Below are 23,461 nucleotides of genomic sequence, written 5' to 3' on the forward strand. Positions count from 1 at the left end.
ATAATCGGCGGGCTGCAGCGTATGGCTGTCCCCGCCGATTTTTGTATTAATTACTTTTGGTGGAATCGGTTTTGAGTGGCGGCGAGGCCATATTCTATGAGCGATTCCACCGCATCTGCAGCGCTATCAATGTGTAGCGCAAGATGATCTTGCTCTGTCTTGGCAAAAGGGCGCAGGACATAGTCAGCGGCATTCATGCGTCCGGGTGGCCGTCCGATGCCTGCACGGACACGAAGATAGTCTTTTGTTCCCAGGGCCTGGGAAGTTGATTTCAGGCCGTTATGGCCGCCTTCTCCCCCACCGCGCTTTATGCGAAGCATATCGAATTCAATATCGAGTTCGTCATGGATAACGATGAGGTTTTCGACGCCGACTTTGAAGAATTTCAGGAGTGCTGCGATAGGCCTACCGGAAAGGTTCATGTAGGTGGCTGGTTTTACCAATACGACCTTGGGACCGCCAATGCCCATTCGGAATTCTGCGACTGCGGCACCAGCTTTATGTACGTTCCAGTGTTCGGAGTTGCGTGCCGCGAGTTCGTTGACGACCATGTGCCCGATGTTGTGGCGAGTAGCAGCATAGCGGTCACCGGGATTGCCCAATCCCACCACCAGCACGGGGCCGATGGTGGGATCAAGCGAACCTACTGTTGAAGTAGCCAAGGGAGCTTACTCTTTTTCGGCGTCTTCTTCAGCGACAGTTGGGACTTCACCGTTGGCTTCTTCGTCGGTGTCTTCGCCCAGATCCTGTTCGATGACCAGGTCGACGGTTGCAATCAGGTATTCTTCGTCAAGATCCAGGTTAACGCCTGCTGGCAGGATGACATCTGGCGCATAAACGTGTTCGCCGGCCTTACGGTCGGTGAGGTCAATGGTGACGTGGTCAGGCAGATCCAGAGCATCAGCTTCAACTGGAACGCTGTTGACATCAAGAACGTAGGTGTGCTCTGGTGCAACTTCACCGGTGACTTCGACTGGCACATCAACGGTGACTCGCTCGCCGCGACGGACGATGATGAGGTCCACGTGCTTGATTTCATCCTTCAGCGGGTTGCGCTGAATGTCTTTTGGCAGTGCCATTTCTTTGGAATCGCCTTCGACCAGACGCAGTAGCTGGTTCGAGTTACGCAGTGCCAAAAAGCCTTCGTGACGTGGCAACAGCAAGTGACGTGGTTCTTCTCCGTGTCCGTACAGTACGGCCGGGATGTAGCCCTCGCGACGTGCGCGGCGGGCAGCACCTTTACCGAAGTCGGTGCGAGATTCTACGACTAGATCAAGAATATCTAGAGCCATGTTCATTCCTCCTGTGTATGTTCAAGTGCGGGATGCACTCAGATTCTCCAGGCAGGAACTGTACAACACCAAGGGTGTTGACAAAGCCTCGTCGATCACGGAGTGGGTGAGACTCCCTCGCCTGGGCAACGACTCATAACTATAGCATTAGCAACTGTCAGAAAACGAATTCGACCACCATCCGCAAAGGATAGTGGTCGAATTGTTAGCGAATCTTCTATTCGTTATGCGTTGCCGTCGAACAGGCTGGTAACAGAACCGTCTTCAAAGACTTCTCGAATTGCGTTAGCCAGAATTGGGGCGACCGAAAGCACCGTAAGGTTTTCGAATCGCTTTTCCTGTGGAATCGGCAAGGTGTTAGTAACAACAACTTCTGATGCTCCGGAATTCGCGAGACGTTCAGCAGCAGGGTCCGAGAATACAGCGTGGGTTGCAGCGATGATAACTTCCGTTGCGCCGGCATCTTTAAGGATCTTCACCGCGCCGGAAATTGTGCCACCGGTATCGATCATATCGTCGATGAGCACACAGGTGCGTCCGCTGACCTGACCTACAACGGTCTTGGACTCGGCTTTGTTTGGCTGTGTCAGATCACGTGATTTGTGTACGAATGCCAGCGGTGCGCCACCGAGGCGTTCAGCCCATTGCTCAGCGACACGTACGCGACCCGTATCTGGCGACACCACGGTGACGTTATCGACGTCGACACGCCCCCGGATATAATCCGCAAGGATCGGGAATGCGAACAGGTGATCCACCGGTCCGTCAAAGAAACCCTGGATCTGCGATGTGTGCAGGTCCATGGTCATGATGCGGTGTGCACCGGTAGCAAGGTAGAGGTCGGAGATCATACGCGCCGAAATGGGCTCGCGTCCGCGACCTTTCTTGTCTTGTCGTGCATATGGATAAAACGGGGATACAACGGTGATGCGGCGGGCTGAAGCACGCTTCATCGCGTCACAGAGCAGCAGTTGTTCCATGACCCAGTTATTCATCGGTGCCGGATGTGCTTGTAATACAAACACGTCTTTACCGCGCACGGATTGACCTGGCCGAACGTATGTTTCCCCGTTTGCAAAGTCATAAGCATCTAACGGCAAGAGTTCAGTGCCCAAGTGCTCGGCAATTTCCTCGGCCAACTCTGGGTGCGCCCGCCCGGAGGCCAACACAAGTTTTTTGTTCTCATTGGTGACGATTTCGCTCAACCAAGTTCTCCCTCGAACGTTCGGCGTCTTCTGAATGCTTCAACTGTAAACGCTACTACAGCCTTCCAACAGTCTGTTGGGAAGTTTATGATTTTTCGTTGGAGGCACGGGCTGCTTTGGCAGCTGCCGAATCAGGTCGACGCTCCAGGACCCAGCCCTCAATGGTGCGCTGCTCCATCGCGTTCATCGCCAGAGAGCCCGCCGGTACATCCTTGCGGATGACAGCGCCGGCGGCAGTGTATGCACCGTCACCAATTTCTACCGGTGCTGTAAAGACGGTATTTGAACCGGTGCGCACCTCGGCGCCGATGACGGTGCGGTGTTTATTCACTCCGTCGTAATTCGCGGTGATGTTGCCGCAGCCGATATTCGAGTTTTCGCCAATTTCCGCGTCTCCGGCGTATCCGAGGTGAGACAGTTTCGCCCCGCGGCCAATTTTGACGTTCTTCGTTTCGTAGAACGCACCAATCTTGCCGGTGTCACCGAGTACTGTGCCCGGGCGAAGGTAGGTGAAGGGCCCGACATTCGCGCCAATGCCAATCACCGCTTCGATTGCTTCAGTGCGTCGAACGGTCGCTTCTTCGTCAACGATGACATCTTGCAAAGTGGTGTCTGGTCCAATGACGGCGCCCGGGGCAATCTTAGTGGCACCGTGCAGCTGAGTATTGGGTTTAATGGTCACATCTTGTGCCAGGTCAACATCAACGTCGATCCAAGTCGTTGCAGGATCCACGATCGTTACGCCAGCTCGCATCCAGCGGTCGGTAATGCGACGGTTGAGTTCGGCACCGAGCGCCGATAACTGCGTGCGATCATTGACGCCTTCGACTTCCATCAAGTCGTCAGTCACATAGGTTGCCACGCGGCCACCTTCGGCCCGGGCCAAACCGAGAACATCAGTGAGATATTTCTCGCCCTGGACATTATCGGTAGTAACTTCTGCCAATGTTCGGGCTAAGATTTCGCCGTCGAATGCGTAAATACCCGAGTTGATCTCCGTGATATTTGCGATCGTGGAGTCACCGGTTTCTTCGGCAATTTTGAGAGCATCCTTGTGCTCAACAATCCCACTCACGAGACCCTGCTCGTCGCGCACAATGCGGCCGTATCCCGTAGCATCTGGAACATTGGCACTGAGCACGGTAACCGCGTTCCGAGAGTTCTGATGTTCACTCACCAAGGCGTTGAGCGTTTCGGGGGTCAGAAGTGGAACATCGCCGTAGGTCACAACGACGGTGCCAGTGACTGCTCCGATAGCTTCCAGCCCTTGCTCTACGGCTCGACCAGTGCCTGGTACTTCATCCTGATCGGCGATGACGAGCTCTGAGTTGTGTTCGAGCAGATGCTCCACCACGCGTTCGCGCTGGTGACGAACGACCGCGACAAGATGTTCAGGGTTCAAGCTCATGGCTGCGTCAAGGGCGTGTCCAACGAGCGAACGTCCACCCATGGGGTGGAGAATTTTTGGAAGATCAGATTTCATTCGTGTGCCAGCGCCGGCGGCGAGCACAATTACAGCCGCGGGAGAAGAGGAATTCAAAACAATCGCACCTTTGATCGTAAGACACTATTTCTCAACCGCGATGCGGCAGTTCCGCCCCTAGGATTCGAACCTAGACCACACAGCTCCAAAGGCTGGCGTGCTGCCATTACACCAGGGCGGAATGTTGACCTTTGATCAACACCTCAAACATTGTGCCATAGATATTTGTAAATTCCGAATTTCTACAACGGTCTGTGGTTGATCTCGAGATCTTGGAGCGCTGCAACGAGTTCAGGCTTGGCCATGGACGAGCGGCCGACAACGAAGTGCTGTTTGGCCAGTTGATACAGCTCGTCATAACGCAACTCTTCCAAACGTGTTGCGCTGTCCCGAGTCACCTCTGCTGGGTCGTACACATCATCGGCGGGTTCTGCAGTGTGGTCCTCGAGGCCCACATCTGTCCGGGGCGGCAGAGTATCAAGCAGCGCTTGCGTCTTGCTGTGCCGGCGGAGTCTGTTGAGCACATACATGCCAACTACGGCGCTGCCAAGCGCAACTGCGCTAGCACCAAGGATCTCCCCGATACCGGGTTTACTTGATGATTTCAGAGTTTTCTTCACGTATCAGTCCCCGTTTTTATAGCTTGACAGTTTTATCGACCGCCAACCCTTTACACTCTATGGCGGTGAGCTCTTAGCAAAGGTCGGTGAAACACTATGGTGCGGATGATTGCTCATCCGCACCATAGTTTCCGGCTTCAAGAAGCCTTAGTCATTCTCAATAAATTTGTTGATGATCGCTTCGTTGAAGGCTGGGAGATCTTTTGGTGTGCGAGAGGTAATCAGATTCCCATCAACGACGAGTTCTTCGTCTGCCCAGTTCGCTCCGGCATTACGTAGATCAGTTTGCAAGCTTGGATAACTTGTCATGTTCCGGCCTTTGAGCACATCGGCTTCGGTGAGAATCCACGCCGCGTGACAGATAGAGGCCACGGTCTTATTCGCGTCAAAGAAAGCGCGAGTGAAATTCACGGCGTCTTTGTTCATGCGAATCTGGTCAGCGTTCTTGGTTCCGCCTGGGAGCACGAGCCCGTCAAAGTCATCAGCGTTCGCCTCGGCGATATCAAGGTCTACTTTTTGTGAGTGGTCTCCGCCACTGACTTCTCCTGATTCCGGCGAGACGAGAACAGCTTCTGCGCCTTGCTCGACAACGGTGTCCCACGGCGAATAGAGCTCAGATGGCTCGTATCCGTTGGTAACAAGAAACGCTATGCGACGGCCTTTAAGGTCGCTCATGAATTCACTCCTTACGATTGGGTGTATTACCACCGTAGTCGGCCGTGGAGGTGTTCGAAAGGTTCGGGAGTTCTCTATACGGGAAGGTGTTGACCACGCCGATCGCTTCAAACATCGCAAAAATAATGGTGGGTCCAACAAAGCCAAAACCCAGTTTTTTCAGGTGTTTCGCAAGCGCTGCCGATTCGGCTGATTGACTGGGTGGATTACCATCGCTATCGAGTACGGGATCACTATCGGGCTCATATGACCAAATGAGCTGTGCGAGACCGCCCTGCTGCCGTAGCATAAGAGTCGCTTTGGCATTTCCAATCACCGACTGTATCTTTCGACGGTTTCGAACAATTTCAGTGTTGGCCATCAATGATACGACATCATCCTCACTAAAACTGGCTACGACGTCGGGGTCGAAATCGGCAAACGCATCACGAAATGCGGGACGCTTTTTCAGGATCGTCAACCAGGAGAGGCCCGCTTGAAATCCTTCCAAACTCAGGCGTTCGAAAAGACCTTGTTCATCACGAACCGGCAGACCCCATTCGGTATCGAAATAGTGCCGTAACAATGGGTGTGTCATGGCCCAGGGTGGGCGTGCAACGCCACGGTCATCAAACACAACTCCGGGGACTTCACCGTGCTGTTGCATATGGGTTTTCACCTCGTTCTAAAGCAAGTAAGTACCACTTCGCCTCGGGGGTGCCACTAAATTCTCCGTAGGTGCCATCGGCTCGCACCACCCTATGACACGGCTGAATAATCGGCATGGGGTTGCGCGCGCATGCACTACCAACAGCGCGCGCTGCACCGGGCCTGTTGAGCTGCTTGGCCAGCTGAACATATGACCGGGTCTCCCCATAAGGGATCGTCTCTAAATTGTGCTGCACGGTGGCAATGAAACGGTCTGCACTCCCCCGCTGTAGAAGCAGTTCAAACGTTTTTCGTGTGCCAGCAAAATATTCGTCGAATTGGTCGGTGGCATACTGCAGGGCGTCATTATCGCGGACTACCGGGACCCCAAATTGGTCCTCGAGTCCGTCGAGCACGCGGTCAAAGTCGTGATTTTCAAATGCCACGTGAACGATGCCAGCTTCCTTGGCGGCAATCAATAGCTTGCCGATCGGTGAGGACATGATCGCATAGCGGATGGCTGCAGTATGGACAGATTCAGACATGATGTTCTACCTCGGTTGTGATGTCACAGCTCATTATGCCCGCTTTCAGGGATCGCGTCAGCTGGCTTCTTACCCCTGTGTGGATAACCGCGCATTGCTTCGCTTGACAACGTATGTAACGAGCCTCATACTTACTTAAAGTCAGATTGACTTTAAGTTGGCCGATTGCAGTAGACCTACTGCGAGCGCAGGGAAAAGGAGCACGGTGAGTTTTTCTGCACCGAGTGCATCAGAACGCCGCTTTATGCCGCCAGCCGTTGCCGTATCGACGGTCGCATTTGCATTACATCCGCCCGTGGACGCTAACGTTGCGGACCCACGTTCAGGCGAGGTGATCTCCACGTGGGGCGAGTACGCGAGCCGCGAAGGTTCACGGGTCGAGCACGCCACGACCTTGTGGCTGCCCCTGGTTCGTCGTACCCGACCGCCGTTTGACTCACTGTGGGCGCTACCAGGTGGACCTATTCCCTGGGATGAGGATTTATCTCAGACGGCTTCGCGAACCCTGCACGAAGCGGTGCTGCGCTCCCCTAGCTATTTAGAACAGCTCTTTACGTTTGGCGAGACCACCCGTTCGGCCTCTGCTCAACGTCTGGTGACCATCGCCTACTGGGGGCTTTATGGTCAATTGGATTTGACCGCAGAACCGACCCCCGGGCTCGCGCGAAACATGGCGGGCGACGTAGCTACCGATACCCGGGACTCGGTCGCAGAGTTTTCCGAAGCGCTCGTCGATTCAGCCGACGCGAACGTCGCGTGGTTTTCGATTGATCGTCTCCCCGAACTGGCGTTTGATCACGCGGCAATTATCGAGTACGCGGTGTGGCGGTTACGCCAGCGGACCGAGTATTCCATGGTCGCCCACCGCTTTCTAGGAAGAGAATTCACTCTCGCCCAATTGCGACGGGTCCACGAAGCGATCTTGGGCGATCAAATTGATCCGGCGAATTTTCGTCGAGACATGCTGGCCCAGGGTCAGCTCATTGATACACAACGAGTTGAAGAAGGGACACCACATCGCCCGGCCCGGCTGTATCGGTTCAAAGACCAGCCAGAACAACCATGAGTTCCGCAGTTTCTACCTCAAGGAGTCCTATGACCAGCGTTGCAGATTTAGTTGCCTCGGCTGCCGCTACCGAACAGCGCAGTCGCACCAAGTTGGGCGACACCATCACCTTTGGCGAGCCCACCAACATCACGACCACCTGCGATAGTCAGCTACCGACGGCACCGTGGCAGATCGATACCGAACCAGGTTATGGTCCGGGTGCTTCAACCTTGGATACCGCTCCGGCGACGGCCCCGCGGCAGGGTGCCATTCCTGCCGAGTACACCGAGGCCAGTGCAGCGGAACTGGATGCTCGAATCATGACGGCCAAAGAAACTCTTGGTAATCGGGTAAAAATTTTGGGCCATTTCTATCAGCGTGACGAGGTCGTCCAATACGCCGATTTTGTGGGCGACTCCTTCATGCTGGCACAGGCCGCGAAAGAACATCCTGGAGCCGAATCGTTTGTCTTTTGCGGCGTGCATTTTATGGCGGAAACCGCTGACATCCTGTCGACGGATGCGCAATCAGTCATTCTGCCCAACCTGGCTGCAGGGTGTTCGATGGCCGATATGGCAACCATCGACCAAGTCGAAGAAGCCTGGGAACAACTCACCGAAGCACTCGGAACGTCTTCCACGGATCAGGCCGAGATCATTCCTGTGACCTACATGAACTCTTCGGCGGCCATTAAAGCCTTCTGCGGACGTAACGGCGGCATCGTGTGCACATCCTCCAATGCGAAAACTGTGCTGGAATGGGCCTTTGCGCGGGGCAAACGGGTCATCTTTTTCCCGGACCAGCACCTTGGCCGCAACACTGCCAAAACCATGGGGATCACCGAAGAGCAGATGCCACTGTGGCGCCCATATCTGCCTATGGGCGGCAACACTCAACAGCAGTTGCAAGATGCCAAAGTCTTTTTGTGGAACGGTTTCTGCTCGGTTCACAAACGTTTTACCGTAGCCCAAATCGACAAGGCCCGTGCCGACTACCCCAAAGCTCAAGTCATCGTCCACCCTGAATGTCCAGCACCCGTGGTGGAAGCCGCCGACGGCGTCGGTTCAACCGAGTACATTCGCAAGGCAATTGCTGCCGGTCAACCAGGTGACGTGTTTGCCGTTGGAACCGAAATCAACCTGGTGAACCGGTTACAATCGCAGCACCCCGACATGACCATCTTCTGCCTGGATCCGGTTATTTGTCCGTGTTCAACCATGTATCGCATTCATCCTGCCTACCTGGCGTGGGTCCTAGAGTCGCTGGTTGCCGGCGAAACGCCCAACCAGATTTCCGTAGCCTCCACAGTTTCAGCCGATGCATCGGTCGCGCTAGAGCGCATGTTGGCGGCCCGGCCATGATCGTGGTCGTAGGAGCCGGCGTCGCTGGACTCACTGCGGTCCAGCGTCTAGCCACCGCTGGGGTCCCTGTGACACTGTTAACCTGCGGCAACCTCGGCGCTGACGCCATCTCCGCGGGGAATACCGCCCTGGCCCAGGGTGGTATTGCTGCAGCTCTGGGGCCGGACGACTCGGCTTCGCTTCACCTTGAGGACACGATTCAGGCAGGCGCGGGGCTCGTTGATGCTGTAACAGCAGAGATCCTCACGACCGATGGTGCAGACCGAGTGCGCGAGCTACTGGACGCAGGTTTTCCCGCTGACACCGATGCGCAAGGCGAACTCACCTTTGGCCTCGAGGCAGCCCATAGCCGTGCCCGGGTCCTCCATGCCGGTGAAGACAGTACGGGCGCGGCGCTGTCAGTCTTTCTGACCAACCGTGTGCAACGGCTGGCAGCCACTGGTCGCATGCACGTTATCGAACAGGCGTCGCTGACCGAGTTGATGGTGACTAACGGAAGCATCAGTGCAGTGCGTTATACCTCCCCGGCTGGGGCTCAGCAGCTAGATACCAGCACCGTGCTCTTGGCAACCGGCGGTTATGCCGGACTGTTTCCTACCACGTCGTCGTCCGCTGCAATCACCGGACAGGGTCTGCTTGCCGCAGCACGTGTCGGAGCAGTCGTTGCCGATATGGAATTTCTCCAATTTCACCCCACCGCGCTTGTCGGTACCGGTGAACTGTTATCTGAAGCCGTTCGTGGTGCCGGTGCTGTCTTGCGCGATCCAGCAGGTCATAGGTTCCTGGCGGATTATCACCCGGATGCTGACCTTGCGCCCCGCAATGTGGTCGCCAGGGCTTCCTTTACAGTACTGGAGCAATTTGAGTCATCGGCGGTGTTCCTAGATGCCACCGTGATCGAGGAGCGGTATGGTCCCGGTACGTTGGCCCTGCGCTTTCCACAATTAACCAAAATGTTAATGACCCATGGGATTGATTGGACGAGACAATACGTTCCGGTTGCCCCTGCAGCTCACTACTGCATGGGTGGGGTCGCGACAGATGGGTACGCTCGCACGTCTGTTCCAGGACTATTGGCTGCAGGAGAAGTCGCCTCCACGGGCGTACACGGCGCCAACCGACTGGCGTCGAACTCTCTGTTGGAAGGCCTGGTCTTTGGGGCTCGGGCTGCAGATACAGCACTGCGTTTTCGTCAGGACGCCGTCTGGCAGGTGGCATCACCACTACGGGAACTCATGAGTACTGCCAAAGACGTCGTTTCGGGCAGGGCGCTTATGGCCGAACATTCCGAGCCGGACTATCTTCAGCGGCTCATCGGAAAACATTTGGGCATCATGCGACACCACGACGGGCTCGTAGAACTCCTGGCGGCGCTTGAAACCATCGCGCATCCTGCAGCCGACCTCGTGCGGCTCATGACAGCCGCTGCGTTAGCACGCACCGAGTCGCGTGGGGGCCACTGGCGTGCCGACTATCCGGAACCCGATGCACAGCAAAACCGCCGCACAGGGTGGCGGTTAACCACCACACACACCGACCCCGGACACGACTTTGCTGCCGGCCGGATCAAGGAGAATGCACTGTATGTTGACGCCTAAGCTTGTCACCGACGTCGTAGAACGAGCCCTGGCCGAGGACTGTCCCTGGGGTGATGCCACAGTCGCGGCATCAATTCCTACTGACCTCGACTTCCAAGCAAATCTGGTGGCACGAGAGCCTGGATTATTCGCCGGTGGGGCAGTGTTCGGGGAAACCTTCCACCAGATCGATCCAGACATCCACGTCACGAACCTGGTCCCAGACGGCACGGCCTTTTCCGCCGGAGATGTGCTGGCGTCCTTGTCCGGCCCAGCGGCTGGCATTCTTACCGGCGAGCGGGTAGCACTCAATTTTATTCAGCGGCTGAGTGGTATCGCCACCTTGACCTCATTATTTGTTGCACACATTGGTAGCGTGGATTCGCAGGCTCGCATTGCCGACACCCGGAAAACCACACCAGGTTTACGAGCGCTTGAAAAACACGCGGTGAGCGCAGGCGGCGGCATCAATCACCGGTTTAGCCTGTCGGACGCGATCATGCTCAAAGATAATCATCTCGCCGCACTGGGGGCGACCGCAGACAGCGAGCTGACCGAAGCGATTCAGCGGGTCAAAGCCACAGTCGGGCATACCACCTCGATCATCGTTGAAGTGGATCGTCTAGAACAAATTGAACCCGTGGTAGCAGCCGGAGTCACCGGGATTCTATTGGATAACTTTTCTGTGGAAGACCTGCGAACGGGCGTTCAGGTCATCAATGGGCGATGTACCACTGAAGCATCCGGTGGTGTCCAGTTAGATACGGTCGCAGACATCGCCACCACCGGGGTGGACGTCATTTCGGTTGGTGCTATCACGCACGGAGCCAGCTCGCTTGATCTGGGATTGGACGCAAGCTAATGCACTATCTTGACGCAGCAGCCACGGCACCGCTTCGATCAGCGGCACGCAACGCAATGCTGAAGGTTTTGGAAGGGGCACCTGCCAATGCCTCCTCGGTCCATACGCCCGGTCAGCTCGCCAAGGATGTTTTACGTCAGGCCAGACAGCAGGTTGCAACCGGGCTTGGGGCACGTGATGCTGAAGTGGTTTTCACCTCCGGTGGCACAGAAGCCAACAACCTCCTGCTCAAGGGCGTGGCCTTAGCTGCGCCGCGCGGCAAACACATTGTCACCTCCGTTGTCGAGCATTCATCAGTGCGTCAAACCTGTGCCTTCTTATCCAAGTTTGCGGGTTTTGAGATCACCGAAATCGCCGTGGACGCATACGGTCGGGTGGATGAAGCCGCGGCACTAGCTGCAATTCGGGATGACACGACGCTGGTATCGATCGGTCTGGCAAACGGCGAGATCGGCACCGTCCAATCGCTGGAGCGCATCGGGCAAGCGGCCCAAGCATCGGGGGCCGTCATGCATACAGACGCTGTGCAAGCAGCCGCGGCTCTACCGGTGGATTTTGGCACCGGGAGTTGGCCCGGGTCGTTTGTCGACGCTATGTCCGTGGCATCGCACAAATTTGGTGGTCCGCAGGGTGCGGGCGCGCTTCTGCTGCGCAGTGGGATACCACTTGAACCGCTAATCCACGGCGGCGGACAAGAGTCCGGACAACGTTCCGGTACGGAAAATATTGCGGCGCTGGCCGGTTTCGGTGCCGCAGTGGCTACGCTGATGCCGCAAGCCGGAACCCGCGCACAGTCCCTGATGACACAGCGCGATACCCTGGTGTCTCGTGTACTTCAAGAGGTTCCTGGCGCCCAACTTACCGGCCATCCAACAGAGCGGGTGCCAAACCATGCTTCGTTTGTCGTCGAGGGGGTTTCTGGTGAATCCTTATTGGTGGACCTGGACGTCGCTGGCATCGCAGCCTCGTCCGGGTCGGCTTGTTCAGCAGGCAAAAAAGACCCTTCCGACGTCCTGCTGGCCATGGGGTATTCACCGGATCTCGCAGTAACGGCTCTGCGCTTCACATTCGCCGATCCGCTGGAAGAGTCAGCATTTCAACAACTCATGGACCGCGTTCTGCAAGCACTCGCCTCCCACACTGCACCAGTACGGTAATGCTGGCCGCACGAGGTACTCCCGGCCTCCGTCTTGACTTCACCCTCATGCCGCGTAGGGTACCAAGTGAGACGCACATCACAGTGACGCTTGGTGTTAGGAGTATGTCATGACAGAGAACCCAACCATTGAAGAACTCAGTCACGAAGACCGAACATTTCCTCCCCCGCCAGACTTTGCGGCCAAGGCGAATGCTACGGCTGCCGAATATGAGCACGCCGAAAAAGATCGAATCGGTTTCTGGGCGGAGAAGGCTAACCGCATCACCTGGGATACCCCGTTTGAGGAAGTCCTGGACTGGTCTGAAGCACCGTTTGCGAAATGGTACACGGGTGGAAAGCTCAACGCTGCCTATAACTGCGTGGATCGACACGTCGAGGCAGGACTCGGGGATCGCGTCGCCTATTATTTCGTCGGCGAAGGTGGCGATACTCGCACGATTACCTATTCGGATCTGCTGCGCGAGGTATCCAAAACCGCGAATGCGCTGATCGAGCTGGGCGTCAAAACCGGTGACCGGGTCGCTCTCTATATGCCCATGATCCCCGAAACGGTCTACGCGATGCTGGCATGTGCGCGTATTGGCGCCCCGCACACGGTCATCTTCGGTGGCTTCTCCGACCGAGCAATCGCGGACCGTATTCAGGACTGCGGCGTTGAAATCGTCATTACCGCCGATGGTGGATTCCGCCGCGGAAAAGCCGGCGGTCTCAAGTCCACCGTCGATAGAGCCATTGCAGACCTACCCCAGGTCCGAAATGTGCTGGTCGTGCAACGCACCGAGCAGGACGTCGACTGGCAGGATGACCGAGACCTGTGGTGGCACGACGTCGTCGATCGCCAAAGTACCGAGCATACACCCGAAGCATTCGATGCAGAACATCCGCTATACATCATGTATTCTTCGGGCACGACCGGGAAACCCAAGGGCATCATGCACACCACCGCTGGTTACCTGGTCGGCACGTCCTATACCCACTGGGCAGTATTCGATATCAAACCTGAAACCGATATCTTCTGGACTGCCGCAGACATCGGCTGGGTCACCGGGCACTCATACATCGTCTACGGGCCCCTGCTGAATGCGACCACTTCGGTGCTGTATGAAGGCACCCCGGATACCCCGCATCGGGGCCGCTGGTGGGAAATCGTGCAAGACTACGGTGTCACGGTGTTGTATTGCGCTCCGACGGGGATTCGCACCTTCATGAAGTGGGGACGCGATATTCCGGCCGAGTACGACCTGTCTTCCCTCAGGTTATTGGGTAGCGTGGGTGAACCGATCAACCCGGAAGCCTGGATGTGGTACCGCGAAAATATTGGTGGGAACAACTGCCCGGTCGTCGATACCTGGTGGCAAACCGAAAACGGCAACATCCTGATTAGTCCCCTACCCGGGGTCACCGCTACCAAACCCGGTGCGGCTATGCGTGCTATTCCGGGCATCGAGGCCGATGTATTCGATGAAGCAGGCAATTCCGTCGAACGCGGTCAGGGTGGCTATCTGGTGATTACCGAGCCGTGGCCGGGCATGTTGCGGACCCTGTGGGGTGACAAAGAACGATACAAGAAAACCTACTGGTCACAGTACCCCGGCGTGTACTTCGCGGGTGACGGTGCCAAGATCGATAAAGACGGCGACATCTGGGTGCTGGGGCGGGTTGACGATGTGCTCAACGTTTCTGGTCACCGGATGTCCACCACCGAAATCGAGTCTGCGTTGGTTTCGCACGACATGGTTGCTGAAGCCGCCGTGGTCGGTGCCGCCGATGAAACAACCGGCCACGCCATTGAAGCATTTGTGATCTTGCGCGAAAGTGCAGGAGACAAAGACGATGTCGTCAAGGAACTACGCGATCACGTGCGCGCATCGATCGGACCGATTGCGACACCGCGCGGCATCATGGTGGTACCGGATCTACCAAAGACCCGTTCGGGCAAGATTATGCGTCGACTGCTCAAGGATGTCGCAGAGAACCGCGAAATTGGTGATGTCACCACCCTGGCTGATGCGTCAGTGATGGAACAAATCCAAGAAGAAATCCGTGGTCGGTCAACGAGCTAACTTCGACCGCTACGATCTTGGATCATCCGTGGCACCACGTTGATCAGAACCAGCATCATCAGCAACTCAACTAGGGTCTGCGTTACCACCACCAGTGGTGCCAAGCTATATTTGGCGGGCAACGCTAGCACGAGTGGCAGGATCACCAATGAATTTCTGGTGACGCCACTGAAGACCAGCGCGCGTTGTTTGGGGACGTCTAATCTTGCCGCACGTCCAACCCAGAGTCCTAAGACAAACATGATGCTGGCAAACAGGACATACACCACAACGGTTAGCAGCAGATCACCAAGCTGATGACTTACATTCGCGATGTGTGCTGCTACCACGACACCGAGAGTAGCCGTCATGAGCGGCACCATCAGTGCTGTGTTCACGGTGTCGATGACCTTTGCTCGTTGCCAGCGTCGTGCAAGCAACTGGGTGATGGCGGCGAAGACCAACGGGATGACAATGATCCAGACGAATACCTCAATGAACGGTCTTAGGTCCATTGAGGCGATGAATCCATGCCCCAAAAACAACCAAAAATACGCCGGGAGAAGCATCAGTTGCAGGACCATCAGCACCGGAGCTGCGACGAGCAGACTCTGGGCATTACCTCTCGCCAAACCAGCGAAAACGATCACGTAGTCGATGCAAGGGGTCAGCAAAACACAGAATACGCCGACCAAAACAACGTGGTCGTGTGCAACGATTCTTGAGACGAACCACACCACGATGGGGACAAGCACGAAGTTCAGTATCAACACGGCAGACATAAATTTCCAGTCCTTGAATGCCGCGGTGATATTGCCCAACGGTAGTCCGAGGAAGGTGGCGTATAACAGCACCGCCAACAGTGGCATGATGGCACTCTCTGCGACAGGAGCAACCACGGGAACACTCAACCCGATACCTGCGCCAAGGGCCAAGCCGAACAGATAACACCAGATTTGATGGCGCTCCACCCACTGGCTCAGCTGGTCGGTCATGCTCTAACCGATCGAAAATTACCCAACTTCAACTAAGATCACGCCGACCATAATCAGCACCAGTCCCAATACCATGCGTGGGGTTAGTTTTTCCTTCCAAATGACCCGTGCAAGCAGAGCGATGAGTGCGACACCGACCGCAGACCAGATGCCATACGCGATAGCTACCGGCATCCCGGCCACCAGGGTCAACGCCAAGCAAAAGAAGGCGACAGCGTAAAAAACCGCCATGGGGATGATCCAAAGTTTTTTCTGAAAGCCTTCGGTCGCACGCAGGCTCAGCGTTGCGATAACTTCAGCAACAATGGCGGAGGAGAGATAGAGCCAACTCATGATTCGACCACCTCTGCACCTTTTGGCGCTCTCTCACCGGCTTGGACCAGATAAACGCCGACCATCAGAATCACAACACCCGCTATAGCGGGCAAGCTAAGGGTCTCGCCAAACAAGGCTGCGCCCAAAATAGCAACCAACGCTACCCCGGCTGCGGCCCATATACCGTAGGCCACCCCAATTGGCATACCCTCGCCTAATGCAAAACCCAACAGAGTAAATGCCAGGAAATATCCGACGACAACACCTACTGCCCACCACGGTTGGTCGATTGCGGCGCGTAAAGCCATCGTGCCGAGCACTTCGGCAACGACCGCGCCCAAGACCAACAGCCATCGTTTCATTTCTTCAAGGACCTACTTTTCTTCGTCGTTAGGGCACCTCTACTCTAGCAACCTTGCGGGGCCCAGAAACCGGCTCTGAGATCGCAGTTTGCGACAATCTTAAGCTTTGGACACCTCTGGGAGACGGGAACCAGCAAAGACCCCCGCAAACCCGGTGAGCGCGAGAAACAGTAAGGTCAAAAGCACGTGGAACGTTGCAAGTAATGAACTCACTCCCCCAACGACCAGTAATACGATGCCCAGGGCCGTATTGGAAACTGCTACGTAGGTGGTCCGTTGGTCGCCTTCAGCCATATCAACGACGTATGTTTTGCGACCGATACGGACACCTGTGTGCATCAGTGTCAGCGAGAAATACGCCGCGATAAACATGAGGTTCGTGTACCAGTTGCCACCGAGAACCCCCGGGACACACGCTATGATGACGATGAGCAGCAGAATGGTCGAGGCTACGCCAGCACCAATACTCATCAGCCGTTTGCTCGATCGATCAGCCATCCGTCCAAATATGCGACCGCCGATCAGTGCTGCAATCCCCGAAGCGATGATGAAGCCGCCCAGGCCTGCCAGACTATCCGCACCGTATTGGATCGATAGGGTGACCATGAATGGCGGACTCAGTGACGAGACCAGCAGCAAACTGCGCACGGTGACAAAGTGCCGGAAAGGCTTATCATTCCGAAGCAAACGGTACATCCGCACAAAGGTATTTGCCGTCTCAGCATCGTTGTCCGAAGCCGTCTTTTGGTCCGTTTGCTGTGGTTCACGAATACCGGCGTAGATCAAAGAAACTCCGACCCATAGGGCAGCACCGATGGCCAAAAACCAGGCAAGTTGCACATTGGAGAGGTCCTGGCCGCCAAATACTCGGATCGCCAATCCCAAAGTAATTGCGACGAAACCAGCGGCTGTCGTCGCTAAACCGTTGATTTGTCCGCGTTCGCCTTTTGGCACTGTTCTTCCCTGGACGTCTTTGGACGAAATCGAGGCGAGACATCTGCCGAGTGAGAAAACAATCAGTGCACCCAGAATGCTGATACCAGCGGTGAGGCCTTCAGCCAATGCTGCAATCAGTGCCATCGCACCCACGGAGAGTGCCTGTATCAAGGCACCGACAATAAACACCCACTTGCGGTAGCGTACCCGCAACACTAGTGGCGTAATGAAGGCTTGCGGTAGCATCGAACCGGCTTCGCGGATCGGCACGAGCAGGCCGGTCAACGCAGCAGGTACTCCGAGGGTTGCAAAAAGCCACGGCAGCACCGTTGAAGCATTGACCATTTGATCCCCGGAAGATTGCAAGGTATTCGCGGAGACAATACGCATGCCATTCGACGCCACATGTGGGCGAACGTCTGAGGACAGCTGGGCTTCGCCCTCCTGGTTGCGTTTCATCAGACCCGAGTAGAGTCGTTCTATTTTGCTCACGACCACAGGCTAGTCGGCCGTTGATACTTCAGCCAGCAAGCTTAGGCGAACCTATCCGAACTACAGTGGTAGCTGAAACGAAAAAGGCTGACGGTACGGCTGCGTGGAGGTAGGTAATGCCAGAAGGTGATTCTCTTGTTCGACTCGCCCATCGACTGCGGCCTATCATGCACGGCAAAAGACTGCAGCGCACAGATTTTCGAGCGCCCCGGTTCGCTGCATTAGATCTGCAAGATTGGCTCGTCAGCGACCTCAGCACCACTGGGAAGTACCTTTCGATGCACATCCAGGCGCCAGACCCTGCTCGTGTCACCCATCCCAACCTCGTCATCTTGTCACACTTGGGGATGGACGGGTCCTGGCGGGTCGATGCCAGTCCCTCGCATCAAACGCGCTGTATTTTGACCTTTGACGATCATCGGGTCCTCGGTTTTTCTTTAGCCACCCTGGAGGTTGTTCCTCCTGATATTGCACAAGAGAGGTTGGCTCGGCTGGGCCCGGATATTTTGGATCCCGACTGGCGTGATCCGATAACAGCGCAGAGCCTGGGTAGTCGAGTGCTCAAGAATTTTCGGCAAGCGGTCGACCAACCGATTGCCACAGCACTACTCGATCAACATCTCGTGGCAGGGATCGGGAATATCTATCGCTGCGAAGTCCTGCTACTGGCTAAGATGAGCCCGCATCGGATGGTTTCCGAACTCACGGACGAAGAACTCACTGGACTCATCAAGCTGTGCCATGAGCTTATGGCGCTGAATGTTCCACCGAGTGCCGATGAGCACAGTCGGCGTTCTACCACCGATATCCGTCGGGACCCAAGCGCTCCATTTGGCATTCGGATCGCTGATGCAACGGAACGAGCACGGGCACGCGCTGATGGCCGACGCCGCCGCGGCAATACACCTGCATACTGGGTATATGGACGACAGCGGGCCGGGTGTTTACGATGCGGGCAGCAGCTACGAACCGATGCACTCGGTACCGATCCGATGACCGAGCGGAACGTCGTGTGGTGCCCGAACTGTCAACGTGACGAGATATGAGAGGCATGTTTGCCGGTTTTCCGACTGAGTTTTGAGGGCCACCAGACGGCTCTCCCAATGTCATAGGTCAGGGCGGGTACCAGCAGTGAGCGGACTATGAAAGTATCGAGGAGTACGCCGAAGGCTACGATAAAGGCCAGCTGCACCAGGAAGAGAATCGGAATCACCGACAGGGCAGCAAATGTTGCAGCCAGAACCACTCCGGCAGAGGTGATGACACCGCCTGTTACGGTCAGTCCGCGCAGCACGCCTTGTCGGGTGCCGTGTTTGAGGGATTCTTCTCGGACGCGGGTCATCAAGAAAATGTTGTAGTCGATGCCCAACGCTACGAGGAAGACGAAACCAAAGAGCGGGACCGCCGGATCTGCACCGGGGAAGTTAAACACGCCGTTGAACATCAGCGCCGAAACCCCCATCGCGGTACCGAAGGAAATCACCGTGGTCGCGATGAGCAAGATCGGCGCCAAGATCGAACGCAGGAGAATCATGAGAATACCCAGGATAACCGCCAGAATGATAGGGATAATCTGATTCCGGTCGTCAATTGAGGCATCAATCGTGTCGATATCAGTTGCGGTAACACCGCCTACCATGGCGCTGGGGGCTGTGGTGTCGAGGTCAGCACGAACATCACGAACTGTTTCTGCCGCAACCTGTGAATCTGCAGCTGCAGTTAGGGTGCCCTGCAGCAAGATCTGGTCATTGACCACTGTGGGTTGTGGTTCGGGTGTGCCAGGAGGTCCAAAGACTTCAATACCGTCTTCAGTTATCGGCGCGGTGCCACTCGGCGAATCCTCTGAAGTGATTGAGACTTCTTCGATTTCAGCATGAGCAAGCAACACCTCGGCCACGGTGTCACGTTCGTCTTCCGGTGCAATAACCTGCAGTGGGCTTCCAGAGCCCGCTGGGAAGTGTTCGCCAAGGACCTCTTGCCCATCGCGTGCGTCAGACTGCCCGAGCACAAGTTCTGATTGCGCGACCCCATCTGCTTTGAGTTGAGTTGCTAGGGCAGCCCCAAGCAACAAGACAAGCGTAGTCACAATCCAAATGGTCCGAGGACGGCTTTTGACTTTCTGAGCAACGCTTGGCCATAGGCCCTTACCTGGGATCCCATGCTCGGATGCCACAGTATCCGGATCGTACTTCACACGCCTTGGCCAGAACGCGCTCCGTCCAAAAGCAAACAGGATCGCAGGAAGGAGCGTTAGCGCCGACAACATCGCAAACACGATACCGATGGAGGCAATTGGCCCCAGCGTGCTGTTTGATTTCAAATCACTTAGCAATAGCATGAGCAGACCAGCAATGACGGTACTACCCGAGGCGAGAATGGGTTCGATCGATCCTTTCAACGCACGCAACGTTGCAGTCCACTTATCTGGGATGGCGCGCAGTTCTTCACGGTACCGGGCCACAAGTAACAACGAATAGTCTGTTGCGGCACCAATCACCAGAATAAATAGAATACCTTGCGTCTGCCCGCTGAGCAGTACCACTTCCCACTTGGCCAACCACCACACCGTTAAAAGTGCTGCACACAAGGCAAAGAGGCTGGTAGCTAGGACGGCAATCGGCAAAAGAAACGACCGATAGACGATGATCAAGATAATAAATACTGCGACCAAAGCCACGGCCAGCAGCAACCCATCAATCCCTGCAAATGCAGCTGAGAGGTCTGCACTAAATCCTGCCGGCCCTGTGACATACACGCTGAGACCTTCAGGAACGCTGGAGTCGAGTTCGTCACTGACCTGCGCCACCACATCTGCAGTATCTGCATCTGAGTTAATGGGCACAAATGCTTGTACAGCCAAGCCGTCGTCCGAAGGTATCGGCGGAGAAAGCTCATCTTCAACCCCGTCAATATCTGGCAGAGTCTCGACAATTTTCGAGATCTCATCCAACTGGTTCTCGGTGATCTCCGTATCACTTTCGAAAACCGTGACGGCTGGAAGGCTATCCGACTCAGTGAATTCACCTTGAAGCTCCTGGACCTGGGTCGCATCAGCAGACTCCGGCAGAAACGTCGTGGGGTCATTCGACGAAACTTCATTCACTTTGCCAAAATAGGGGCCGCCAATGCCAGCGGCCGTGAACCATAGCAAAATCAAAACGGCAGGTAGAACAACGCGTAACCACTTCGGAGCTCCGCGTCGGGTGGCATCTTTTTGGACAGGAGGTTTCGCTGTCGTTGATTCCTGGTTCATGATGGTGTCCAATCACAAGTATTGTGTAGTGGTTAGCAGGACGCACTTATGACGGCCGCCTCCAGATGTTGAGAGATCGCCATGATTACCAACCGAGGCTATACTACTAGCCAGGCTAGCTAAATTTCCAGTGCTGCAGAAACGGAGACACTTTTGCATGGCCGACACGCCAAACGAATCAGACCAAACACCTGGAAACATCTATTCAGTCGGTGCGTCCGATCCCGATGCCAAACTGGTCAATCGCCACGAGTACTCAACCGCAGAAATTCATGAGATCGATGACCTTATGGCAGCATTGGCTCAATTACGTGCAGTTGAACAGCAGCTGTCAGAAGCAGCGCAACACTATATGCGTCTGGGTCAAACCGATATGAAAGCCTTGCATTTTCTCATTGCCGCAAAGAATACCGACACCATTGCAACCGCCGGGGCCCTTGCAGAGCATCTCAATATTTCAACCGCTTCAACAACAAAACTGCTCGACCGACTCGAGGCAAACGATCATATTCTTCGATCACCGCACCCCAAAGATCGACGCGCCTTAGCTATTTCCATTACGGAGACAACACATGCTGCCGCGGTGGAAACCATTGGACGACAACAAGCCAAACGGTTCAATGCCGCTGCACGACTTACGAGTCAGCAACGCGACGTCGTCACAAACTTCCTCCGTGATATGGCCAAGGAAATCAGGCTCCGCGACGGTCAATGGGGCAGTTCCGAAGCGTAGCAAAGGCCTTGGAGTGGAGAAGGTAGGGACGTTACCTCTAGTCGAGTCGTTCAGACAGTTCCAGCCAGCGTTCCTCCAGCTGCGCTACTTCGGCTTCTACGTCGCCAAGTTCTGCCCCAAGCTGTTGCATGCCTTCATAATCGCTTTGATCATGGTCAGCCAATTGTTGTTGCAACCGTTTGATGAGCTCACCTTGTTTTTCAAGTTTGCGCTCGATCGCTGATACTTCTTTTTGAGCGGCTTTGCGCTCTGCACCGTGCAACGCGTTGACGTTCTTGGGTTTCTTCTCGGCCTTGGTGCCGGCTTGCATTGGCTGCGCGCCTTGTAACTGGTTTTGTTGTTGGGCTAACCGAAGGTACTCTTCAACTCCCCCTGGAACGTGTCGTAGTTTTCCGCCCAGGATGGCATATTGCTGATCGGTAACGCGCTCGAGCAAATACCGGTCGTGCGAAACTACGATCAGGGTACCGGGCCAGGAATCGAGTAAATCTTCCATGGCGGTTAACATATCGGAATCTACATCGTTCGTCGGCTCGTCAAGCACGATCACATTTGGCTCGCTGAGGAGCAGTAACAATAATTGCAGTCGACGTTTTTGACCGCCTGAGAGTTCTTGTACTCGCGCGGACAGATGTTCGCGGCGGAAGCCAAGACGTTCTAAAAGTTGTGCCGGGGTATGGTCCTTGCCGTCGATTGTGAACGTCGTTTTCGTGTTTGCCAGTACTTCACGAACCCGGTCGGCACCAATCTTCTCTAACTGGGAAAATTGCTGATCCAACATCCCGATTCGGACCGTCTTACCGTGCTTGACTCGTCCCGCAGTAGGTTCCACTTCTCCGGTCACTAAACCGAGCAACGTTGATTTACCTGCACCGTTGGCACCAAGAATGCCGGTACGCTCCCCCGGTCCAAGACGCCACGTGATATTGCGTAGTATTTCCCGCTGCCCAAAGCTCACGCTGACATCTTCAATATCAACGACGTCCTTGCCCAACCGTGCGACGGCAAGACGCTTCAGCTCGATCGTATCGCGCACGGGTGGAACATCCGAGATCAGCTGGTTCGCAGCGTCGACACGGAATTTTGGCTTCGAAGTTCTAGCTGGCGCACCACGTCGCAGCCACGCTAATTCTTTACGCAAAATATTTTGACGTTTTGCTTCACTCGCGGCTGCCATCCGGTCGCGTTCCACACGCTGGAGTACATACGCCGCATAACCGCCTTCAAACGGCTCTACGATGCCATCGTGAACTTCCCACGTCTGGTTACATACCTCATCTAGGAACCACCGATCGTGAGTAATCACTAACAGACCGCCGGCATTTTGCGCCCACCGCCGTTTCACATGCTCGGCCAACCAGGCGATGCCTTCCACGTCCAAATGGTTTGTGGGTTCATCAAGGGCCAGAATATCCCAGTCACCGATGAGCAACTTCGCCAGCGCAACACGGCGGCGTTGCCCGCCCGAGAGCGATCCTACCGTCGCGTCCCAATCGAGGTCTGCGACCAGCCCGCGAATCACATCCCGGATTTTCGCATCCCCGGCCCACTCGTGCTCGGCAAAATCACCAACAACCGCTTGCCCCACGGACAGGGCTGGGTCGACGGTATCAGCTTGGTCAAGCATACCGATCGTGATATCACTGCGAACGGTAACTTGTCCCGAGTCCGGTTCGACTCGGCCGGTCAGCAGTTTCATCAGCGTGGATTTACCATCACCGTTGCGTCCTACGATGCCAATGCGGTCCCCTGCCGAGACCCCCATCGTGACTGACGTGAGTACTTTTTGCGTGGGGTATTCGAAATGAAGGGCTTCTGCCCCTAAAAGATGAGCCATAACCTGACCCATGATAGTTCACTTATTCGACAACAGCGCACG

General features: G+C 55.6%; 22 protein-coding genes and 1 tRNA gene. 8 read left to right on the top strand and 15 right to left on the bottom strand.

Features of this window, described 5'->3' with window-relative positions; genetic code table 11:
* Positions 1-50: 50 nt before the first annotated feature.
* The 9 genes from pth to G583_RS17020 all read right to left on the bottom strand — a co-directional run bounded on the left by pth (position 51) and on the right by G583_RS17020 (position 6,447).
* Positions 51-662: an aminoacyl-tRNA hydrolase gene (gene pth, locus G583_RS0100735; RefSeq protein WP_022869278.1), complete on the bottom strand. Its 612-nt coding sequence runs from the start codon at positions 660-662 to the stop codon at positions 51-53.
* Positions 663-668: 6 nt separating this feature from the next.
* Complete coding sequence (locus G583_RS0100740; protein ID WP_022869279.1) at positions 669-1,292, bottom strand: 50S ribosomal protein L25/general stress protein Ctc; 624 nt, start codon at positions 1,290-1,292, stop codon at positions 669-671.
* Between the two features lie 224 nt (positions 1,293-1,516).
* A complete protein-coding gene (locus G583_RS0100750; RefSeq protein ID WP_022869281.1) occupies positions 1,517-2,497 on the bottom strand; it encodes a ribose-phosphate diphosphokinase in 981 nt (326 codons plus the stop codon).
* A gap of 85 nt (positions 2,498-2,582) precedes the next feature.
* Positions 2,583-4,043, bottom strand: a complete 1,461-nt coding sequence (gene glmU / locus G583_RS0100755; protein WP_029629133.1) for a bifunctional UDP-N-acetylglucosamine diphosphorylase/glucosamine-1-phosphate N-acetyltransferase GlmU — start codon at positions 4,041-4,043, stop codon at positions 2,583-2,585.
* 46 nt (positions 4,044-4,089) lie between these two features.
* A tRNA-Gln gene (locus G583_RS0100760) sits at positions 4,090-4,161 on the bottom strand.
* A gap of 61 nt (positions 4,162-4,222) precedes the next feature.
* Entirely contained in the window at positions 4,223-4,600 is a 378-nt protein-coding gene (locus tag G583_RS0100765; protein ID WP_022869283.1) for a hypothetical protein, read from the bottom strand.
* A gap of 147 nt (positions 4,601-4,747) precedes the next feature.
* A complete protein-coding gene (locus G583_RS0100770) occupies positions 4,748-5,275 on the bottom strand; it encodes a type 1 glutamine amidotransferase domain-containing protein (protein WP_022869284.1) in 528 nt (175 codons plus the stop codon).
* A 4-nt stretch (positions 5,276-5,279) separates the two neighbouring features.
* Positions 5,280-5,921 (bottom strand): DNA-3-methyladenine glycosylase I, encoded by a 642-nt coding sequence (locus G583_RS13365; RefSeq protein WP_022869285.1) that lies wholly within the window; start codon positions 5,919-5,921, stop codon positions 5,280-5,282.
* A complete protein-coding gene (locus G583_RS17020) occupies positions 5,905-6,447 on the bottom strand; it encodes a methylated-DNA--[protein]-cysteine S-methyltransferase (protein WP_022869286.1) in 543 nt (180 codons plus the stop codon). Before G583_RS17020 ends, G583_RS13365 begins: the two co-directional genes overlap by 17 nt.
* 205 nt (positions 6,448-6,652) lie before the next feature.
* On the opposite strand from G583_RS17020, the gene G583_RS0100785 reads away from it, so the two are divergent.
* The 6 genes from G583_RS0100785 to acs all read left to right on the top strand — a co-directional run bounded on the left by G583_RS0100785 (position 6,653) and on the right by acs (position 14,517).
* Positions 6,653-7,513: an NUDIX hydrolase gene (locus tag G583_RS0100785; RefSeq protein WP_022869287.1), complete on the top strand. Its 861-nt coding sequence runs from the start codon at positions 6,653-6,655 to the stop codon at positions 7,511-7,513.
* A 29-nt stretch (positions 7,514-7,542) separates the two neighbouring features.
* Positions 7,543-8,856, top strand: coding sequence for a quinolinate synthase NadA (gene nadA, locus G583_RS0100790; protein ID WP_022869288.1), 1,314 nt, complete (start codon positions 7,543-7,545; stop codon positions 8,854-8,856).
* Positions 8,853-10,454 carry an L-aspartate oxidase gene (locus tag G583_RS16490; protein ID WP_022869289.1) on the top strand — a complete coding sequence of 534 codons (1,602 nt, stop codon included), beginning with the start codon at positions 8,853-8,855 and terminating at the stop codon, positions 10,452-10,454. The genes nadA and G583_RS16490 overlap by 4 nt, the downstream gene beginning before the upstream one ends.
* Positions 10,441-11,295, top strand: a complete 855-nt coding sequence (gene nadC / locus G583_RS0100800) for a carboxylating nicotinate-nucleotide diphosphorylase (protein ID WP_029629367.1) — start codon at positions 10,441-10,443, stop codon at positions 11,293-11,295. Before G583_RS16490 ends, nadC begins: the two co-directional genes overlap by 14 nt.
* Positions 11,295-12,452: a cysteine desulfurase family protein gene (locus G583_RS0100805; protein WP_022869291.1), complete on the top strand. Its 1,158-nt coding sequence runs from the start codon at positions 11,295-11,297 to the stop codon at positions 12,450-12,452. The genes nadC and G583_RS0100805 overlap by 1 nt, the downstream gene beginning before the upstream one ends.
* Before the next feature lie 109 nt (positions 12,453-12,561).
* On the top strand, positions 12,562-14,517 hold the full coding sequence (gene acs / locus G583_RS0100810) for an acetate--CoA ligase (RefSeq protein WP_022869292.1): 1,956 nt from the start codon (positions 12,562-12,564) through the stop codon (positions 14,515-14,517).
* On the opposite strand, the gene G583_RS0100815 is transcribed toward acs, so the two are convergent.
* The 4 genes from G583_RS0100815 to G583_RS0100830 all read right to left on the bottom strand — a co-directional run bounded on the left by G583_RS0100815 (position 14,514) and on the right by G583_RS0100830 (position 17,596).
* Positions 14,514-15,491 (bottom strand): arsenic resistance protein, encoded by a 978-nt coding sequence (locus G583_RS0100815; protein ID WP_022869293.1) that lies wholly within the window; start codon positions 15,489-15,491, stop codon positions 14,514-14,516. The two genes, acs and G583_RS0100815, sit on opposite strands and share 4 nt — an antisense overlap.
* Before the next feature lie 18 nt (positions 15,492-15,509).
* Positions 15,510-15,824, bottom strand: coding sequence for a DMT family transporter (locus G583_RS0100820; protein ID WP_022869294.1), 315 nt, complete (start codon positions 15,822-15,824; stop codon positions 15,510-15,512).
* Positions 15,821-16,168: a DMT family transporter gene (locus G583_RS0100825; RefSeq protein ID WP_022869295.1), complete on the bottom strand. Its 348-nt coding sequence runs from the start codon at positions 16,166-16,168 to the stop codon at positions 15,821-15,823. The genes G583_RS0100820 and G583_RS0100825 overlap by 4 nt, the downstream gene beginning before the upstream one ends.
* Positions 16,169-16,267: 99 nt before the next feature.
* On the bottom strand, positions 16,268-17,596 hold the full coding sequence (locus G583_RS0100830; protein WP_029629135.1) for an MFS transporter: 1,329 nt from the start codon (positions 17,594-17,596) through the stop codon (positions 16,268-16,270).
* A 116-nt stretch (positions 17,597-17,712) separates the two neighbouring features.
* On the opposite strand from G583_RS0100830, the gene G583_RS0100835 reads away from it, so the two are divergent.
* Entirely contained in the window at positions 17,713-18,642 is a 930-nt protein-coding gene (locus G583_RS0100835; RefSeq protein ID WP_022869296.1) for a DNA-formamidopyrimidine glycosylase family protein, read from the top strand.
* Here G583_RS0100835 and G583_RS13380 read toward each other — a convergent pair.
* Positions 18,624-20,849: an MMPL family transporter gene (locus tag G583_RS13380; protein WP_022869297.1), complete on the bottom strand. Its 2,226-nt coding sequence runs from the start codon at positions 20,847-20,849 to the stop codon at positions 18,624-18,626. The two genes, G583_RS0100835 and G583_RS13380, sit on opposite strands and share 19 nt — an antisense overlap.
* Positions 20,850-21,006: 157 nt before the next feature.
* Here G583_RS13380 and G583_RS0100845 point away from each other — a divergent pair, with 157 nt between their 5' ends.
* Complete coding sequence (locus G583_RS0100845; RefSeq protein ID WP_022869298.1) at positions 21,007-21,582, top strand: MarR family winged helix-turn-helix transcriptional regulator; 576 nt, start codon at positions 21,007-21,009, stop codon at positions 21,580-21,582.
* A 37-nt stretch (positions 21,583-21,619) separates the two neighbouring features.
* Here the strand turns inward: G583_RS0100845 and G583_RS0100850 are convergent, their stop codons facing one another.
* Positions 21,620-23,419 (bottom strand): ABC-F family ATP-binding cassette domain-containing protein, encoded by a 1,800-nt coding sequence (locus tag G583_RS0100850; protein WP_029629136.1) that lies wholly within the window; start codon positions 23,417-23,419, stop codon positions 21,620-21,622.
* Between the last annotated feature and the right edge of the window lie 42 nt (positions 23,420-23,461).

The sequence above is a fragment of the Yaniella halotolerans DSM 15476 genome, from assembly GCF_000420805.1.
Classification (GTDB): domain Bacteria; phylum Actinomycetota; class Actinomycetes; order Actinomycetales; family Micrococcaceae; genus Yaniella; species Yaniella halotolerans.

Bases quoted from the DNA above. Each gene is read 5' to 3' on its own strand.
- G583_RS0100740 (WP_022869279.1), bottom strand. From the start codon at position 1,292: ATGGCTCTAGATATTCTTGATCTAGTCGTAGAATCTCGCACCGACTTC.
- G583_RS0100770 (WP_022869284.1), bottom strand. From the start codon at position 5,275: ATGAGCGACCTTAAAGGCCGTCGCATAGCGTTTCTTGTTACCAACGGA.
- G583_RS13365 (WP_022869285.1), bottom strand. From the start codon at position 5,921: ATGCAACAGCACGGTGAAGTCCCCGGAGTTGTGTTTGATGACCGTGGC.
- G583_RS17020 (WP_022869286.1), bottom strand. From the start codon at position 6,447: ATGTCTGAATCTGTCCATACTGCAGCCATCCGCTATGCGATCATGTCC.
- nadA (WP_022869288.1), top strand. From the start codon at position 7,543: ATGACCAGCGTTGCAGATTTAGTTGCCTCGGCTGCCGCTACCGAACAG.
- G583_RS16490 (WP_022869289.1), top strand. From the start codon at position 8,853: ATGATCGTGGTCGTAGGAGCCGGCGTCGCTGGACTCACTGCGGTCCAG.
- nadC (WP_029629367.1), top strand. From the start codon at position 10,441: ATGTTGACGCCTAAGCTTGTCACCGACGTCGTAGAACGAGCCCTGGCC.
- G583_RS0100805 (WP_022869291.1), top strand. From the start codon at position 11,295: ATGCACTATCTTGACGCAGCAGCCACGGCACCGCTTCGATCAGCGGCA.
- acs (WP_022869292.1), top strand. From the start codon at position 12,562: ATGACAGAGAACCCAACCATTGAAGAACTCAGTCACGAAGACCGAACA.
- G583_RS0100815 (WP_022869293.1), bottom strand. From the start codon at position 15,491: ATGACCGACCAGCTGAGCCAGTGGGTGGAGCGCCATCAAATCTGGTGT.
- G583_RS0100820 (WP_022869294.1), bottom strand. From the start codon at position 15,824: ATGAGTTGGCTCTATCTCTCCTCCGCCATTGTTGCTGAAGTTATCGCA.
- G583_RS0100825 (WP_022869295.1), bottom strand. From the start codon at position 16,168: ATGAAACGATGGCTGTTGGTCTTGGGCGCGGTCGTTGCCGAAGTGCTC.
- G583_RS0100835 (WP_022869296.1), top strand. From the start codon at position 17,713: ATGCCAGAAGGTGATTCTCTTGTTCGACTCGCCCATCGACTGCGGCCT.
- G583_RS13380 (WP_022869297.1), bottom strand. From the start codon at position 20,849: ATGAACCAGGAATCAACGACAGCGAAACCTCCTGTCCAAAAAGATGCC.
- G583_RS0100845 (WP_022869298.1), top strand. From the start codon at position 21,007: ATGGCCGACACGCCAAACGAATCAGACCAAACACCTGGAAACATCTAT.
- G583_RS0100850 (WP_029629136.1), bottom strand. From the start codon at position 23,419: ATGGCTCATCTTTTAGGGGCAGAAGCCCTTCATTTCGAATACCCCACG.